The 16,336-nt window shown below is 60.9% G+C and carries 15 protein-coding genes; 11 read left to right on the forward strand and 4 right to left on the reverse strand.

From position 1 onward, the window contains the following. Nucleotides 1-237: 237 nt before the first annotated feature. Both M5B44_RS04980 and M5B44_RS04985 read right to left on the reverse strand, forming a co-directional pair. On the reverse strand, nt 238-1,731 hold the full coding sequence (locus M5B44_RS04980; protein WP_248738416.1) for a CoA-acylating methylmalonate-semialdehyde dehydrogenase: 1,494 nt from the start codon (nt 1,729-1,731) through the stop codon (nt 238-240). Nucleotides 1,732-1,807: 76 nt separating this feature from the next. Then, nucleotides 1,808-3,157, reverse strand: coding sequence for an aspartate aminotransferase family protein (locus tag M5B44_RS04985; RefSeq protein ID WP_248738417.1), 1,350 nt, complete (start codon nt 3,155-3,157; stop codon nt 1,808-1,810). A gap of 139 nt (nt 3,158-3,296) precedes the next feature. Here M5B44_RS04985 and M5B44_RS04990 point away from each other — a divergent pair, with 139 nt between their 5' ends. The 6 genes from M5B44_RS04990 to M5B44_RS05015 all read left to right on the forward strand — a co-directional run bounded on the left by M5B44_RS04990 (nt 3,297) and on the right by M5B44_RS05015 (nt 9,683). Next, nucleotides 3,297-4,217 carry a LysR family transcriptional regulator gene (locus M5B44_RS04990; RefSeq protein ID WP_007958517.1) on the forward strand — a complete coding sequence of 307 codons (921 nt, stop codon included), beginning with the start codon at nt 3,297-3,299 and terminating at the stop codon, nt 4,215-4,217. A gap of 94 nt (nt 4,218-4,311) precedes the next feature. Next, a complete protein-coding gene (locus M5B44_RS04995) occupies nt 4,312-4,962 on the forward strand; it encodes a TetR/AcrR family transcriptional regulator (protein WP_248738418.1) in 651 nt (216 codons plus the stop codon). 7 nt (nt 4,963-4,969) lie between these two features. Then, nucleotides 4,970-5,551: an IMPACT family protein gene (locus M5B44_RS05000; protein ID WP_248738419.1), complete on the forward strand. Its 582-nt coding sequence runs from the start codon at nt 4,970-4,972 to the stop codon at nt 5,549-5,551. A 537-nt stretch (nt 5,552-6,088) separates the two neighbouring features. Then, nucleotides 6,089-7,639 (forward strand): ABC transporter ATP-binding protein, encoded by a 1,551-nt coding sequence (locus M5B44_RS05005; RefSeq protein WP_248738420.1) that lies wholly within the window; start codon nt 6,089-6,091, stop codon nt 7,637-7,639. A gap of 11 nt (nt 7,640-7,650) precedes the next feature. Beyond that, complete coding sequence (locus M5B44_RS05010; protein WP_248738421.1) at nt 7,651-8,757, forward strand: ABC transporter permease; 1,107 nt, start codon at nt 7,651-7,653, stop codon at nt 8,755-8,757. Beyond that, nucleotides 8,757-9,683: an ABC transporter permease gene (locus tag M5B44_RS05015; protein ID WP_248738422.1), complete on the forward strand. Its 927-nt coding sequence runs from the start codon at nt 8,757-8,759 to the stop codon at nt 9,681-9,683. The genes M5B44_RS05010 and M5B44_RS05015 overlap by 1 nt, the downstream gene beginning before the upstream one ends. On the opposite strand, the gene M5B44_RS05020 is transcribed toward M5B44_RS05015, so the two are convergent. After that, entirely contained in the window at nt 9,651-10,079 is a 429-nt protein-coding gene (locus M5B44_RS05020) for a hypothetical protein (protein WP_248738423.1), read from the reverse strand. The genes M5B44_RS05015 and M5B44_RS05020 overlap by 33 nt on opposite strands. 83 nt (nt 10,080-10,162) lie before the next feature. On the opposite strand from M5B44_RS05020, the gene M5B44_RS05025 reads away from it, so the two are divergent. The 3 genes from M5B44_RS05025 (at nt 10,163) to M5B44_RS05035 (ending at nt 12,778) form a co-directional block, all read left to right on the forward strand. After that, nucleotides 10,163-10,513: a MerR family transcriptional regulator gene (locus tag M5B44_RS05025; RefSeq protein WP_114886573.1), complete on the forward strand. Its 351-nt coding sequence runs from the start codon at nt 10,163-10,165 to the stop codon at nt 10,511-10,513. A 27-nt stretch (nt 10,514-10,540) separates the two neighbouring features. Further along, complete coding sequence (locus M5B44_RS05030; RefSeq protein WP_248738424.1) at nt 10,541-11,236, forward strand: SDR family oxidoreductase; 696 nt, start codon at nt 10,541-10,543, stop codon at nt 11,234-11,236. A gap of 183 nt (nt 11,237-11,419) precedes the next feature. Then, complete coding sequence (locus tag M5B44_RS05035; RefSeq protein ID WP_248738425.1) at nt 11,420-12,778, forward strand: 8-oxoguanine deaminase; 1,359 nt, start codon at nt 11,420-11,422, stop codon at nt 12,776-12,778. A 62-nt stretch (nt 12,779-12,840) separates the two neighbouring features. Here M5B44_RS05035 and M5B44_RS05040 read toward each other — a convergent pair whose 3' ends face one another. Further along, nucleotides 12,841-13,932: a calcium:proton antiporter gene (locus M5B44_RS05040; RefSeq protein ID WP_134825384.1), complete on the reverse strand. Its 1,092-nt coding sequence runs from the start codon at nt 13,930-13,932 to the stop codon at nt 12,841-12,843. A 285-nt stretch (nt 13,933-14,217) separates the two neighbouring features. Here M5B44_RS05040 and M5B44_RS05045 point away from each other — a divergent pair, with 285 nt between their 5' ends. Continuing rightward, entirely contained in the window at nt 14,218-15,291 is a 1,074-nt protein-coding gene (locus M5B44_RS05045) for a BMP family ABC transporter substrate-binding protein (protein ID WP_248738426.1), read from the forward strand. 76 nt (nt 15,292-15,367) lie between these two features. Further along, a complete protein-coding gene (locus M5B44_RS05050) occupies nt 15,368-16,333 on the forward strand; it encodes a 2-oxoglutarate and iron-dependent oxygenase domain-containing protein (RefSeq protein WP_248738427.1) in 966 nt (321 codons plus the stop codon). The last annotated feature ends 3 nt before the right edge of the window (nt 16,334-16,336 follow it).

The raw sequence follows: 16,336 nt of genomic DNA on the forward strand, positions 1-16,336 counted from the left end.
CATCTCCAACTCCTTCCAGGCTTCGATGATCTGAAGCCGCCCGCTATCGAAACTTACACAACTCGTTGAATCTCAAGGAGTTTTCCGTTTCGACTGCGCCGGAAGTGGGGCGAATTATAGAGACTCAGAATCTGCCGTCAACCCCTATTTTCATAAATCTGTCACATCGGTCAAAAAAGCCCGAAAACAAGAAGGCCGACCTTAAAAAGGTCGGCCTTCTTTGCAATGCCCTTCTACTTACAAGCTAGGGAATGCGAATTGCGAGGCTTCATGGCTCGCACGTTGCGGCCAGCGTTGGGTGATCGCCTTGCGACGGGTGTAGAAGCGCACGCCATCCGGACCATAGGCATGCAGGTCACCGAACAGCGAACGCTTCCAGCCGCCAAAGCTGTGGTAAGCCACCGGCACCGGCAGCGGCACGTTGACACCGACCATGCCGACTTCGATCTCGTCGCAGAACAGACGCGCCGCTTCACCGTCACGAGTGAAGATGCAGGTGCCGTTACCGTACTCGTGATCGTTGATCAGTTGCATTGCCTCTTCCAGGCTGTTCACCCGAACGACGCACAGCACCGGCCCGAAGATCTCTTCTTTATAGATGCGCATCTCAGGGGTGACGTTGTCGAACAGGCAGCCACCGAGGAAGAAGCCTTCTTCGTGACCGGCAACGCTCAGACCACGACCGTCGACCACCAGGGTCGCGCCCGCCGCCACGCCGTCTTCGACATACCCGCTGACCTTGTCGCGCGCCTGACCAGTGACCAGCGGCCCCATGTCCAGACCACACGAAGTACCGGCACCGATTTTCAGCGCCTTGATCTGTGGAACCAGTTTGGCCACCAGTGCGTCCGCTACCTGGTCGCCTACACACACGGCTACCGAAATCGCCATGCAGCGCTCGCCGCAGGAACCGTAAGCCGCGCCCATCAGTGCGCTGACGGCGTTGTCCAGATCCGCATCCGGCATCAGCACCGCGTGGTTCTTCGCGCCACCCAGTGCCTGAACGCGTTTGCCGCGCTTGGTGCCTTCGGCATAGATGTACTCGGCAATCGGCGTCGAGCCAACGAAACTCAGCGCTTTGACTTCCGGCGCTTCGATCAGCGCGTCCACCGCAGTCTTGTCGCCGTGCACTACGCTCAGCACGCCTTTCGGCAGGCCGGCTTCCAGCAGCAGTTGGGCGATCAGCAGGGTCGAGCTCGGATCACGCTCGGACGGCTTGAGGATAAAGCAGTTACCGCAGACGATCGCCAGCGGATACATCCACAGCGGCACCATGGCCGGGAAGTTGAACGGGGTGATACCGGCCACCACGCCCAGCGGCTGGAAGTCCGACCAGGCATCGATGTTCGGGCCGACGTTGCGGCTGTACTCACCCTTGAGGATTTCCGGCGCTGCGCAGGCGAACTCGACGTTCTCGATGCCACGCTTCAGTTCACCCGCAGCGTCTTCCAGAGTCTTGCCGTGCTCTTCGCTGATCAATTGCGAGATGCGCGCTTCGTTCTGCTCCAGCAGTTGCTTGAAGCGGAACATGACCTGGGCACGTTTGGCCGGTGGCGTATTGCGCCAGGCCGGGAACGCAGCCTTGGCGGCATCGATGGCTTTCTGGATGGTTTCCTGGCTGGCCAGCGGCAGCTTGTGGATAGCCTGACCGGTGGACGGGTTGAACACATCAACCGCGCGACCGTTCTCGGTCACCAGTTCACCATTGATCAAATGCGGGATAACGCTCATCGAAAACTCCTGAATTCTTGTGCGCAGACGCCCGCAACGAGCGCCTGCTATTTGCATAGCTATATAGAAGGAAAAATCAGTCGAGCTTGTTCAGCACTTCGCCGACCGCGTCGAACAGACGATCGAGGTCTTGCGGTTTGCTGTTGAAGGTTGGGCCGAACTGCAGGGTGTCGCCGCCGAAGCGCACGTAGAACCCGGCTTTCCACAACGCCATGCCGGCTTCGAATGGACGCACGATGGCGTCGCCGTCACGGCCCGCGATCTGGATCGCACCGGCCAGGCCGTAGTTACGAATGTCGATGACGTTCTTCGCACCTTTCAGGCCGTGCAGGGCGTTTTCGAAATGCGGTGCGACTTCGGCAACGCTCTGTACCAGGTTTTCCTTTTGCAGCAGGTCGAGTGCTGCCAGGCCTGCGGCGCAAGCCACCGGGTGCGCGGAATAGGTGTAACCGTGCGGGAATTCCACGGCGTATTCCGGGGTCGGTTGGTTCATGAAGGTCTGGTAGATCTCGGAGCTGGCAATTACCGCGCCCATCGGAATCGCGCCGTTGGTGACTTGCTTGGCGATGCACATCAGATCCGGGGTCACGCCGAAGGTGGTGGCGCCGAACATGGTGCCGGTACGGCCGAAACCGGTGATCACTTCGTCGAACACCAGCAGGATGTTGTGCTGGTCGCAGATTTCACGCAGACGCTTGAGGTAGCCCTGCGGCGGAACCAGCACGCCAGCGGAGCCGGCCAGAGGCTCAACGAACACCGCAGCGATGTTCGACGCATCGTGCAGTTCGATCAGCTTCAGCAGCTCATCGGCCAGTGCGATACCGCCCTGCTCCGGCATGCCACGGGAGAAAGCATTGCTCGCCAGCAGAGTGTGCGGCAGGTGATCGACATCCATCATCGCCTGACCGAACAGCTTGCGGTTACCGTTGACGCCACCGAGGCTGGTGCCGGCGATGTTCACGCCGTGGTAGCCACGGGCACGACCGATCATTTTGGTTTTGGTCGACTGACCTTTCAGGCGCCAGTAGGCACGGACCATTTTCACCGCGGTATCGGCGCACTCGGAGCCGGAGTCAGTGAAGAACACATGATTCAGGTTGCCCGGGGTCAGCTCGGTGATTTTCTCCGCCAGCTGGAACGACAGCGGGTGGCCGTACTGGAAGCCCGGCGAGTAATCGAGGGTGCCCAACTGCTTGGCCACCGCTTCCTGGATTTCCTTGCGGGTATGCCCGGCGCCGCAGGTCCACAGACCGGACAGCGAGTCGTACACCTTGCGACCTTTGTCGTCGATCAGCCAGCTGCCTTCGGCACCAACGATCAGACGCGGGTCGCGCTGGAAATTGCGGTTGGCGGTGTACGGCATCCAGTGCGCGTCCAGCTTCAGTTGGCTGGCCAGTGGCGACGACGCGTTTTCAGGCATGTTCATCGGGCAAAACCTCGCAGGGCAATAAGCTTCAGGGAGATAAAAGTCGTTGTTGCAGCTAAGTTGCCACGCCGATAAAGTCGGTGAAATCCAACTTTTCTAACCTTCAGTTAGAACCTTGCTAAACAATGAGAACAACAAGATGAGCAGCCGCCGCCCCGATCCGCTGGCCCAAGTCAGTGACTTTGATATCCGCCTGCTGCGGATTTTTCGCAGCGTCGTGGAGTGCGGTGGCTTCTCGGCGGCGGAAACCGTGCTTGGCATCGGACGCTCAGCAATCAGCCAGCAGATGAGCGACCTGGAGCAACGCCTCGGCCTGCGCCTGTGCCAGCGCGGCCGTGCCGGTTTCTCCCTGACCGAAGAAGGCCGCGAGGTCTATCAATCGGCGTTACAGCTTCTAAGTGCGCTGGAAAGTTTCCGCACCGAGGTCAACGGCCTGCACCAGCACTTGCGCGGCGAACTGATCATCGGCCTGACCGACAACCTCGTCACCCTGCCCCACATGCGCATCACCCACGCACTGGCGCAATTGAAAGAGCGCGGGCCGGACGTGCAGATCCAGATCCGCATGATCGCCCCCAACGAAGTCGAACAAGGCGTGCTCGACGGACGCCTGCACGTCGGTGTGGTGCCGCAGGCCAGTGCGCTGTCGGGACTGGAATATCAGCCGCTGTACAGCGAACGCTCGCTGCTCTATTGCGCGGTCGGCCATCCGCTGTTTTACGTCGATGACAAGCAACTGGACGACGAACGCCTGAACAGTCAGGACGCCATTGCTCCGACCTTCCGTCTGCCGGCGGAGATCCAGGCCCACTATCAGGCCCTCAATTGCACGGCCAGCGCTTCTGACCGTGAGGGTATGGCATTCCTGATTCTGACCGGTCGCTACATCGGTTATCTGCCGGATCACTACGCCAGTCTCTGGGTGCAACAGGGACGGCTGCGTGCGCTCAAGGCCAGTACCCGCTTCTATGATTTGAGCCTGGCCTCGGTCACCCGCAAGGGCCGGCGTCCGCATCTGGTGCTGGAAAGCTTTCTCGAAAGCCTCGCCGCCACCCGCTGATGACCGGCGTTTTGTTGCCCGGGGCTTGTCCCAGGCCGATGGTTGCGCTATCAACGCAACTGGTTGCACCCCACAGACAATCCCGGAAGTGCCTATGACCTTTGAAGTCCCCGCTCACGGCGGCAAACCTGCCAGCCGCATTCGTCAGAAGAACGAAGAGACCATCATCAAAGCCGCCGAAGACGAGTTCGCCCGTCACGGGTTCAAAGGCACCAGCATGAACACCATCGCCACCAAGGCCGGGTTGCCGAAGGCGAATCTGCATTACTACTTCACCAACAAGCTCGGGTTGTACGTGGCGGTGCTGAGCAACATCCTCGAGCTGTGGGACAGTACCTTCAACACCCTCACGGCCGAGGACGATCCGGCCGAAGCGCTGACCCGCTACATCCGCGCGAAAATGGAGTTTTCCCGCCGTCAGCCACAAGCGTCACGAATCTTCGCGATGGAAGTGATCAGCGGCGGCGAATGCCTGACCGAGTATTTCAACCAGGACTACCGCGCCTGGTTCCAGGGCCGGGCCGCCGTGTTCCAGGCGTGGATCGACGCCGGCAAAATGGACCCGGTGGATCCGGTGCACCTGATCTTCCTGTTGTGGGGCAGCACCCAGCATTACGCCGACTTCGCAACGCAGATCTGCCGCGTCAGCGGTCGCAGCAAGTTGACCAAACAGGACATGGAAGACGCCGGCAACAATCTGATCCGCATCATTCTCAAGGGCTGCGGCCTCACTCCTTCTCGATAAGACGTTTATGCCATTTACCCTCAGCGGCTTTTGCGAGTTCCGCGAAGAGATTCGCAAAAGCCGTTTCATCACCTTCGCCGCACCGATCGGCAGCCCTGCCGAGGCGCAAGCCTTCATCGAGCAGCACAGCGACTTGAACGCGTCGCACAATTGCTGGGCGTGGAAACTCGGCGATCAATACCGCAGCAACGACGACGGTGAACCGGGCGGCACCGCCGGACGGCCGATTCTCGCGGCCATCGAGGCGCAGGATTGTGATCAGGTCGCGGTGCTGGTGATCCGTTGGTACGGCGGCATTCAACTGGGCACCGGCGGACTGGCCCGGGCCTATGGCGGCGGCGCCAACAAATGCCTGCAAGCCGCGCCGAAAATCGAATTGATCAGCCGTGTGCCCCTGCGCTGTGCCTGCGCATTTGCTGAACTGGCACTGGTGAAGTTGCGAGTGGCGGATGTCGGCGGTCTGGTGGTGGAAGAAACCTTCACCGCCAATGGCGTCGAATTACAGCTCGCAGTGGGTGAGGCGCAGATTCCATTGCTGCAAAACCAGCTGGCCGATCTCAGCCGTGGACGCATCCTGCTTCAGCGCTGAACACCTGCAATATTTCGGGGCATGAGCAAATTCCCATATTCCAGAGAGTTGCCCACATCACCTGTGCACCCGACTGTGGATAACCTGAGCACACACCGCTGTAACCCTTCTGTCACGTGGCTTTGCGCGATTTGTACACTTTTCGCCCAAAGCACATGAAAAAAGTTTAATTCCAAGCAAAAACAATCAGTTAGATCTGTTTATCGCCATTGGGAGATAGCACCGCTGCGCTTATGCCAAGGTTGTCCGATTGCGCACAAATACTGTGGAGCAACCTGTGGATAACCCGTTCATGACTCCCGTAGCCGCAGGTGCAGCTTGGCTCCGGCGGGATTGCTCGTTTTTTAACCAGAATTTCACGAGCAAAACTGGAGCCTGATCAAAGGCTTTGCGCTGTATTGGTGCCGCGAATCGGAGCAATTTTGCCTTCGTGGCTCTACGTGAAGGGGCGCCGGGCAAACGCTTGAAGGGTTCCTGACTCAATGGCCAGGAAATTGCTTTATCCACAGGCACAACTCCAAGCGACCCGAGCCTGTCATGCCAAATCCCACGTCCACCCCGCGCCTGCAACTGCGCCGGATCAGCAAACGTTATCCCGGTTGCCTCGCCAATGACGCCATCGACCTGAGTATCGCTCCCGGTGAAATCCACGCCCTGCTCGGTGAAAACGGCGCGGGCAAAAGCACGCTGATGAAGATCATCTACGGTGCCACCCAGGCCGACTCGGGCGAAATGCTCTGGCAAGGGCAACCGGTGAACATGCGCAACCCGGCCCAGGCCCGGCAGTTAGGCATCGGCATGGTGTTTCAGCATTTCTCGCTGTTCGAAACTCTGACCGTGGCGCAGAACATTGTACTGGCGATGGGCTCGGCAGCCGGGACGCCAAAACAACTGGAGCCGAAAATCCGAGAAGTGTCTCGCCGTTATGGAATGGCGCTGGAACCGGAACGACTTGTCCACAGCCTGTCGATCGGCGAGCGCCAACGGGTGGAGATCGTGCGTTGCCTGATGCAGGACATTCGCCTGCTGATTCTCGACGAACCGACCTCGGTGCTCACACCGCAGGAAGCCGAGGAACTGTTCATCACACTGCGCCGGCTGGCGGCCGAGGGCTGCAGCATTCTTTTCATCAGCCACAAACTTGGCGAGGTTCGCGCCTTGTGCCACAGCGCCACGGTTCTGCGCGGTGGCCGGGTGGCGGGGCATTGCGTACCCGCCGAATGTTCCGACCGAGAGTTGGCGCAACTGATGGTCGGCGAGTCGGCAGCATTGATCAGCGAGTATCCGAAAGCCAATGGCGACGCGACATTCCTGCGGGTCAGCGGATTGAATTGGCACAACCCCGATCCGTTCGGCTGTTCGTTGACCGACATCCACTTGCAGGTGCGCAGCGGTGAAATCGTCGGCATCGCCGGGGTGGCGGGAAACGGTCAGGATGAATTGCTGGCACTGCTGAGCGGCGAACAGACGCTGGCCCGCGACGCAGCGCCAACTATCTGTTTCCGAGAACACGCCGTCGCTGACCTGCGCCCGGATGCACGCCGAAAACTCGGCCTGGCTTTCGTCCCCGCCGAGCGTCTCGGTCACGGCGCGGTGCCGGAGCTGAGCCTGGCGGACAACGCCCTGCTTACAGCCTTTCAGCAAGGGCTGGTCAGCCACGGTTTGATCGAGCGCAACAACGTCGAATCCCTCGCCCAGGCAATCATCCAGCGCTTCGGGGTGAAAACCCCGGACACCCAAACCAGCGCTCGCAGCTTGTCCGGCGGCAACCTGCAGAAATTCATCCTCGGCCGGGAAATCCTCCAGCAGCCGAAACTGCTGATCGCCGCGCACCCGACCTGGGGCGTGGACGTCGGCGCGGCGGCGGTGATCCATCGCGCCTTGATCGCCCTGCGCGATGCCGGGGCGGCGATTCTGGTGATCTCTGAAGACCTCGACGAACTGTTCCAGATCAGCGATCGCCTCGGCGCGCTCTGCGGCGGGCGGATGTCGGCGCTGCAAGACACGGCGCAAACCCGAATCAGCGATGTCGGTGGCTGGATGGCCGGCCAGTTCCACAGCCCTCAACCACAACCCGCCACGGTTTAACGGAGTTTCCCATGCTGCTTTCCCTCGAACCCCGTGGCCGGCAATCGCGCCTGATGCTGTGGTGCTCGCCGCTGTTGGCGGCGGCGCTGACCCTCGGTTGTGGCTCGCTGCTGTTCATCGCCCTCGGTCATGATCCGCTGCAAACCTTGCACACCTTGTTGATCGCACCGGTCAGCGATCTTTATGGCGTCTCCGAATTATTGGTCAAGGCGTTGCCGATCCTGCTCTGCGCGCTGGGCCTGGCGGTGGCCTATCAGGCGCGGATCTGGAACATCGGTGCCGAAGGCCAGTTGCTGCTCGGTGCATTGGCCGGCAGTGCGCTGGCGGTGAACATCATCGACATGCAAAGCCGCTGGGCACTGGTGCTGATCCTGCTCACCGGCACCCTCGCCGGCGCCGCGTGGGCCGGGCTCACGGCCTGGCTGCGCACGCGCTTCAACTCCAATGAAATCCTCACCAGCATCATGCTCAATTACATCGCACTGAACCTGCTGCTGTTCTGCGTCCACGGGCCGTTGAAGGACCCGGCCGGGTACAACTTTCCCGAGTCGGCAATGTTCGGCGACGCCAGCCGTTTACCGCTGTTGATGGAGGATGGCCGGGTTCACGCCGGGGTGTATTTCGCCCTGCTCGCGCTGGTGGCGGTGTGGGTGTTGTTGCAGAAAAGCTTCGTCGGCTTCCAGATCAAAGTGCTCGGGCTGGATAAACGCGCGGCGGGATTCGCCGGGTTTCGCGAGAAGCGGCTGATCTGGCTCGCACTGTTGATCAGCGGTGGATTGGCGGGACTTGCCGGTGTTTGCGAAGTCACCGGGCCGATCGGGCAACTGGTGCCGCAAGTCTCGCCCGGTTATGGCTATGCAGCGATCACCGTGGCGTTTCTCGGCAGGCTCAATCCCATCGGTATTCTGTTTTCCAGCCTGTTGATGGCGTTGCTCTACATCGGCGGCGAGAGCGCGCAGATGACGCTGAATCTGCCGCAGGCGATCACCCAGTTGTTTCAGGGAATGATGCTGTTTTTCCTGCTGGCCTGTGACGTGCTGATCCTCTACCGGCCACGCCTGAACCTGCGCTGGGTGCGGCGCACTTCAACCACCGCCGTAACCGCCGGAGCGCTGTGATGGATATCGATCTGCTGAGCAATGTTTTCTACGCCATGGTGCGTTGCGGCACACCGCTGTTGCTGGTGGCGCTGGGTGAATTGATCTGCGAGAAGAGCGGTGTGCTCAACCTCGGGCAGGAAGGGATGATGCTGTTTGGCGCGGTGATCGGTTTCATCGTCGCCTTCAACAGCGGCAACCTGTGGCTCGGCGTTTTACTGGCGATGCTGGCGGGGATGTTGCTGTCTTCGCTATTTGCGCTGGTGGCGCTAGTGTTCAACGCCAATCAAGTAGCCACCGGACTGGCGCTGACAATTTTTGGCGTGGGTCTGTCGACCTTTGTCGGCGCGGCGTGGGTCGGCAAACCGCTGGCGGGATTCGAGCCGCTGGCGATTCCCTACCTGAGTGAAATTCCGCTGATCGGCCGAATGCTGTTTGCCCAGGATCTGCTGGTGTACCTGTCGTTCGCGCTGTTTGCGCTGGTGGCCTGGGTGATCGTGAAAAGCCGTGTCGGACTGATCATTCAAGCGGTCGGCGAGAATCCCGATGCGGCCAATGCCATGGGCCTCCCCGTGCTGACCGTGCGTACGCTGGCCGTATTGTTCGGCGGCGCAATGGCCGGACTGGCCGGGGCTTATCTTTCGCTGGCGTACACGCCGATGTGGGCCGAGAACATGACCGCCGGACGCGGCTGGATTGCCCTCGCGCTGGTGGTGTTCGCCAGTTGGCGGGTGTGGCGGCTGTTGCTCGGTGCGTATCTGTTCGGCCTCGCCAGCATCCTGCACCTGGTGGCGCAGGGGTTGGGGCTGGCGATTCCATCGAGTCTGCTGGCAATGTTGCCGTACGTCGCGACCATCCTGGTGCTGGTGTTGTTGTCGCGGGATGCAGTGCGTACGCGGTTGTATGCGCCGGTGTCACTGGGCCAGCCGTGGCAGGCCGGACACTGAGGGGCTTTTAACAGGCAACACTTGTGCAATACCCCACGCCAGTTCGAAGACCAGGAAACCCACCAGCAACGAACTGGCGCCGTGGGCCAGGGCATACGCCTGCCACGCGGCGAACAGAAACCGCGCCACCGCGTCATAGCGTCCATAAACCTGCTGCGGATCGCGAATCCGCAGCACCGCCCACACGCAAACCACCGAACCCAAGAGGTTCGCCATCAACAGATGCACTGGCTCGAACGGTGGCAATTCGCCGGGCAGGTTCAGCTTCTGACTCAGCGCCGTCAAAACCCCATGCAGCGCGGCAAAACTCCACGGCGTGGCAAACGCCGCCGTGACGATCAAGTCATACCAGGCACTGCCACGCACCACGTTGCGATACTGCGTTGAAGTCCACATCGTCCTTGCTCCGAAAATTCAGGGAGCAACCACGGTAAAGCCTGGAGTATGCTCCAGGGTCAAACACTTTCGAGATGTCCTTGATGCGCATCGGTGAATTGGCCCAGAGCTGCGATGTCAGCCGTGACACGCTGCGTTTCTACGAGGAACGCGGATTGATCGCGGCACAACGCAGCGCCAACGGCTATCGCGACTATCCGCCGGAAATGGTGCAACTGGTGCTGTACATCAAGACGGCGCAGCGTCTGGGCTTTACTCTCGGTGAGATTGGCAGCAGCGTTGGCGCGCTGTGGCAATCGCCGGATCCGGACACCGCCGTCACGCAACTGCTGCAAGACAAGCTCAAGCTGATCGAAACCCGCATGGCCGAACTGGGCGAGCTGCGCCACGAGTTGCAGCAACGGCTCGGTCAACGCTGTCCATTGAACCCGTGATCTTTCAACTTTCAAGGAAAGCCAATCATGTCCGCACTTAATCCTGCCAAGCACGCACTGATCATCGGCGCCTCCCGGGGCCTGGGCCTGGGTCTGGTGAAAACCCTGCTGGCCGACGGCTGGCAAGTCACCGCCACGGTTCGCAACCCTGCGAACGCCGAGGCGCTGAAAGCACTGGGCAACGTGCAGATCGAAAAACTCGACATGGACGACCAGCAAGCGGTGATTGCCCTGAGCCAGCAGCTCAAGGGCGAGACCTTCGACCTGCTGTTCGTCAACGCCGGAGTCAAAGGTCCTGACGTGCAGACCCCGGGCGGCGCGACGCTGGCCGAAGTCGGCCAGCTGTTCTTCACCAACGCCGTGGCACCGATCAACCTGGCCCAGCGTTTCGTCGGGCAGATCCGCGACGGCAACGGCGTGCTGGCGTTCATGAGCTCGGTGCTGGGCAGTGTGACCATGCCCGACGCGCCGGAACTGGCGCTGTACAAGGCCAGTAAAGCGGCACTGAACTCGATGACCAACAGCTTCGTCACGCAGTTGGGTGAGCAGAAACTCACCGTGCTGTCGCTGCATCCGGGCTGGGTGAAAACCGACATGGGCGGCGAAGGCGCCGACATCGACGTGGAGACCAGCACCCGTGGCCTGGTGGATCAGGTGGACGCGTTTGCCGGCAAGGGTGGCCATCACTTCGTGAACTACAAGGGTGAAACCATTCCCTGGTAAGCACTGGACCCTGTGGGAGCCTGCTCCCACAGGGTTATCCCGGTGTCTGGTCGGGTTGGGCTTGCCCGCCGTAACATTTTGTTCGAAACTCCGCACCTCGTCCTTCGCGGCGACCCTGGATCAGCAGACAGGGCAACACTGAGCTGGCAACCCTGAACCCAACTTTCAGAGGAGCCGGCCACAATGCCTGCGACCCGTATCTGGTTAAAAAATCCCCTCGCCATTTTCACGGCCAACGGTCTCGATGCCCGTGGCGGTCTGGTGCTGCAAGACGGTGTGATCACCGAAGTACTCGGCGCCGGCCAGCAACCTTCCGCCCCGTGCAATGAAGTGTTCGACGCCCGTGAGCACGTGATCCTGCCAGGCCTGATCAACACCCATCACCACTTCTATCAGACTTTGACCCGCGCCTGGGCACCGGTGGTCAACCAGCCATTGTTCCCGTGGCTGAAAACCCTGTACCCGGTGTGGGCGCGCCTGACGCCTGAAAAACTCGCCCTCGCCACCAAAGTCGCGCTGGCCGAGTTGCTGCTGTCGGGTTGCACCACCGCTGCCGATCACCATTACCTGTTCCCGGACGGCCTGGAAAACGCCATCGACGTGCAAGTCGAAACCGTGCGCGAACTGGGCATGCGCGCCATGCTCACCCGCGGTTCGATGAGCCTCGGCGAGAAGGACGGCGGCCTGCCTCCGCAACAGACGGTGCAAGAAGGTCAGGTGATTCTCGACGACAGCCAGCGGCTGATTCACGAGTACCACGAACGTGGCGACGGCGCGCAAATCCAGATCGCCCTGGCGCCGTGCTCGCCGTTTTCGGTGACCCCGGAAATCATGTCCGCCAGCGCCGATCTGGCGAACAAACTCGATGTGCGTCTGCACACTCACCTTGCCGAAACCCTCGACGAAGAAGATTTCTGCCTGCAACGCTTCGGCCTGCGCACCGTGGATTATCTGGACAGCGTCGGCTGGCTCGGCCCGCGCACCTGGCTGGCCCACGGCATCCACTTCAACCCCGACGAAATCGCCCGCCTCGGCGCGGCCGGCACCGGTATCTGCCATTGCCCGAGCTCGAACATGCGCCTGGCCTCCGGAATCTGCCCGAGCATCGAACTGACCGATGCCGGGGCATTGTTCGGTCTCGGCGTGGATGGCTCGGCGTCCAACGATGCGTCGAACATGATCCTCGAAGCGCGTCAGGCGCTGTACATCCAGCGCCTGCGTTATGGTGCCGAGAAGATCACCCCGGAGCGTGTGCTGGGCTGGGCGACCAAGGGCTCGGCGAGTCTGTTGGGCCGCACCGACATCGGTGAACTGGCGGTGGGCAAGCAGGCGGATCTGGCGTTGTTCAAGCTCGATGAGCTGCGCTTCTCCGGCAGTCATGACCCGATCTCGGCGCTGCTGTTGTGCGGCGCGGACCGTGCGGATCGGGTGATGGTCGGCGGCAAGTGGCGCGTGGTTGACGGGCAGGTTGAAGGGCTGGATCTCAAAGGTCTGATTGCAGATCACAGTCAGGCGGCTAGGCAGTTGATCGCCGGTTCCTGATTCGCCGGTGGTTAAACCTGTGGGAGCTAGCCTGCTAGCTCCCACAGTGGTTTCTGGTGGGCTCAAAGTCCAAGCAGCGACAACATGATGAACGTCGCAAACAGCACAAAGTGCGTCATGCCCTCAATGGCATTGGTCTCGCCGTCATTGAGGTTGATCGCGCTGACGATCAGCGTGATGAAGATCATCACCGTCTGCACCGGCGTCATCGCCATCTGAAACGGCTGCCCGGTATAGAGCGCCATCGCCTCCATCACCGGCACGGTCAGGATCACCGTCGACAACGATGCGCCCATCGCAATGTTGACCACCGACTGCATGCGATTGGCCAACGCTGCTCGTAACGCGGTCAGAATCTCCGGCGCCGCCGAGATCGCCGCCACCAGAATCGCCGTGATCACCGGCGGAGCCCCAGTCCCTTCCAGCCCCAGATCGAGAGTCTTGGACATCACCTCGGCCAGTGCACCGATCACCACCACACCGAACACCAGAATGGCAATCGACAGCGGCAGATTGACCTTTTCCGGCTCCTCCTCCGGCGGCTGTTTCTTGCGGCGTTTATCCGGGTAGCTGTAGCTGAAAAAATAACTGTGCGGCCCGACCTGCATCCGCAGGAACAACGCATAAAGCACCACCATCGCGCCGATGGTGAACGCCGAATAGATTTTCCAGTTGGCCTCGGGAATGAACTCCGGCACCACCATCGACACGCCCATCGCGGTAAGAATCATCACGCTGTAACTGCGGGCAGAATCGTCGTTGTAGGACTGCTCGCCATGCTTGATCCCGCCCATCAGCGCGGCGAGGCCGAGGATGCCGTTGATGTCGAGCATCACGGCCGAATAGATCGTGTCGCGCACCAGCGTCGGCGAGGCTTCGTTGCTCATCATGATCGCCAGGATCACCACTTCCACCAGCACGGCGGCGAGGGTCAGGATCATCGTGCCGTACGGGTCGCCGACTTTTTCCGCGAGCAGTTCGGCCTGATGGGCGACGCGCATCGACGCGGCGACGATGAACGCGATCAGCACCAGCCCGGCCGTCAGGGCGACGACCTGGCCGCTGTGCAGCAACCAGTGCTCCAGCGGATACGCAACGACGGCCGCGATCAGGGCCAGCAGCAGAAAGCTTTCTTGCTTGAGGATCGTGAGCATGGCGGGCCTTCGGTTGCCGGGGTCGAATGAGTTACTGACTGCGAAGCGGAACTGATGGTTCGTTACACCTTAGCGCACCAGTGGATAGCGTCCCTTTACGGACATGCACTTTTTCGGCCCGGCCGGCCTCATCGCGAGCAGGCTCGCTCCCACAGGGATCGCGGCGTTTTTGTGGGAGCGGACTTGCCCGCGATGGGCGCGCCTCGGTTTCGAGCCAGATTGTTGTCCGCTTGGTCAGTCTTTTGCATTGCCCTCCCCACACACAACAAAAGGGAGTTCGCCTTCATGCAAAAACGTCCATTGCAGAAACTGCTGTGCATCGCCATGGGCCTCGGCCTCAGCCTGGGCGCCAGTGCCGCCGATCCACTGAAGGTCGGCTTCGTCTACATCGGCCCCATCGGCGACCACGGCTGGACGTATCAGCATGAACAGGGGCGCAAGGTGCTGGCGGAAAAACTCGGCACGCAGATCACCACCAACTACGTGGAAAACGTCGCCGAGGGCGCCGACGCCGAGCGGGTGATCCGCAACATGGCCAAGGACAATTACGACCTGATCTTCACCACGTCTTTCGGCTACATGAACCCGACGGTGAAAGTCGCCAAACAGTTTCCCAAGGTGACCTTCGAACACGCCACCGGCTACAAGCAAGACAAGAACCTCGGCACCTATCTGGCGCGCACCTACGAGGGCCGTTACGTCGGTGGTTTCCTCGCGGCGAAGATGACCAAGACCAAGAAGATTGGCTATGTCGCCTCGTTCCCGATCCCGGAAGTGATCCGCGACATCAACGCCATCCAGCTGGCCCTGAACAAGTACAACCCCGGCACCGAGATCAAGGTTGTGTGGGTCAACTCGTGGTTTGACCCGGGCAAGGAAGCCGACGCCGCCAACGCGCTGATCGACCAGGGCGTGGACGTGGTGTTCCAGCACACCGACAGCCCGGCACCGATCCAGGCTGCTGAACGACGTGGTGTTTATGCCGTGGGCTACGCTTCGGACATGGCGCACTTCGGCCCGAAAGCGGTGCTGACATCGATCGTCAACGACTGGGCACCGCACTATATTCAGGCGACCCAGAGCGTGATCGACCACAACTGGAAATCCCAGGATTACTGGGGCGGGTTGAAGGAAGGCACGGTCGAATTGCCGATCAGCGATCTGGTGCCGGCACCGGTGAAGGCCGAAGCCGAGCAGATCATTGCCGACATCAAGAGCGGCGCCCTGCAGCCGTTCACCGGGCCGATCAAGGATCAGGCCGGGGTCGAGAAAATCCCGGCGGGCAAGAGCGCGACCAACGTGGAACTGGCGTCGATGAACTATTACGTCGAAGGCATGAAGGCCGAGATGCCGAAGTAATCCACCTGATCCTGATCGTTCCCACGTCGAGGCGTCGAACCGTCCGCGTGGGAACGATCATTAGAGAGCATTCGAAATGAACCAACTCCCGATCATCGACATCTCGCCGCTCTACTCCGACGACCAGAACGCCTGGCCCGCCGTCGCCGAACAGATCGATCACGCCTGCCGCGAATGGGGCTTCTTCTACATCAAGGGCCACCCGATTCCTGCGCAGCGCATCGAATCCCTGCTCGATCACGCCCGGCACTTCTTCGCATTGCCGACAGCAGAAAAACTCAAGATCGACATCACCCGGACCGTCCATCACCGCGGCTACGGCGCCATCGCCACCGAACAACTGGACCCGGACAAACCCAGCGATCTCAAGGAAACCTTCGACATGGGCCTGCACCTGCCGGCCGATCATCCCGACGTGCTGGCGGCAAAACCCTTGCGTGGTCCCAATCGTCACCCGGCCATTCCCGGCTGGGAGACGCTGATGGAACAGCACTACCTCGACATGCAGGCCCTGGCGCAAACCCTGCTGCGGGCCATGACATTGGCACTCGGCATCGAACGTGATTTCTTCGATACACGCTTCAACGAACCGGTCAGCGTCCTGCGGATGATTCACTACCCGCCGCGCCACACTGCCAGCTCCACCGAACAGCAAGGTGCGGGGGCACATACCGATTACGGCTGCATCACGCTGTTGTATCAGGATGCCGCCGGCGGCTTGCAGGTGAAAAACGTCAAAGGCCAGTGGATCGACGCACCGCCAATTGAGGGCACCTTCGTGGTCAACCTCGGCGACATGATGGCACGCTGGAGCAACGACCGTTACCGCTCGACCCCGCACAGGGTGATCAGCCCGCTCGGCGTGGATCGCTATTCGATGCCGTTCTTCGCCGAACCGCACCCGGACACTCGCATCGAATGCCTTCCCGGTTGCCAAGACGACCGACATCCGGCGAAATATCCGACCACCACCTGCGCCGAATTCCTGCTGTCGCGCTTCGCCGATACCTATGCCTACCGACGGGAGCAGGAAGCGGTGTGATGG

Origin of the sequence: Pseudomonas sp. MWU12-2029, assembly GCF_023242425.1 — a bacterium.
GTDB classification, from domain to species: Bacteria; Pseudomonadota; Gammaproteobacteria; order Pseudomonadales; family Pseudomonadaceae; genus Aquipseudomonas; species Aquipseudomonas kribbensis.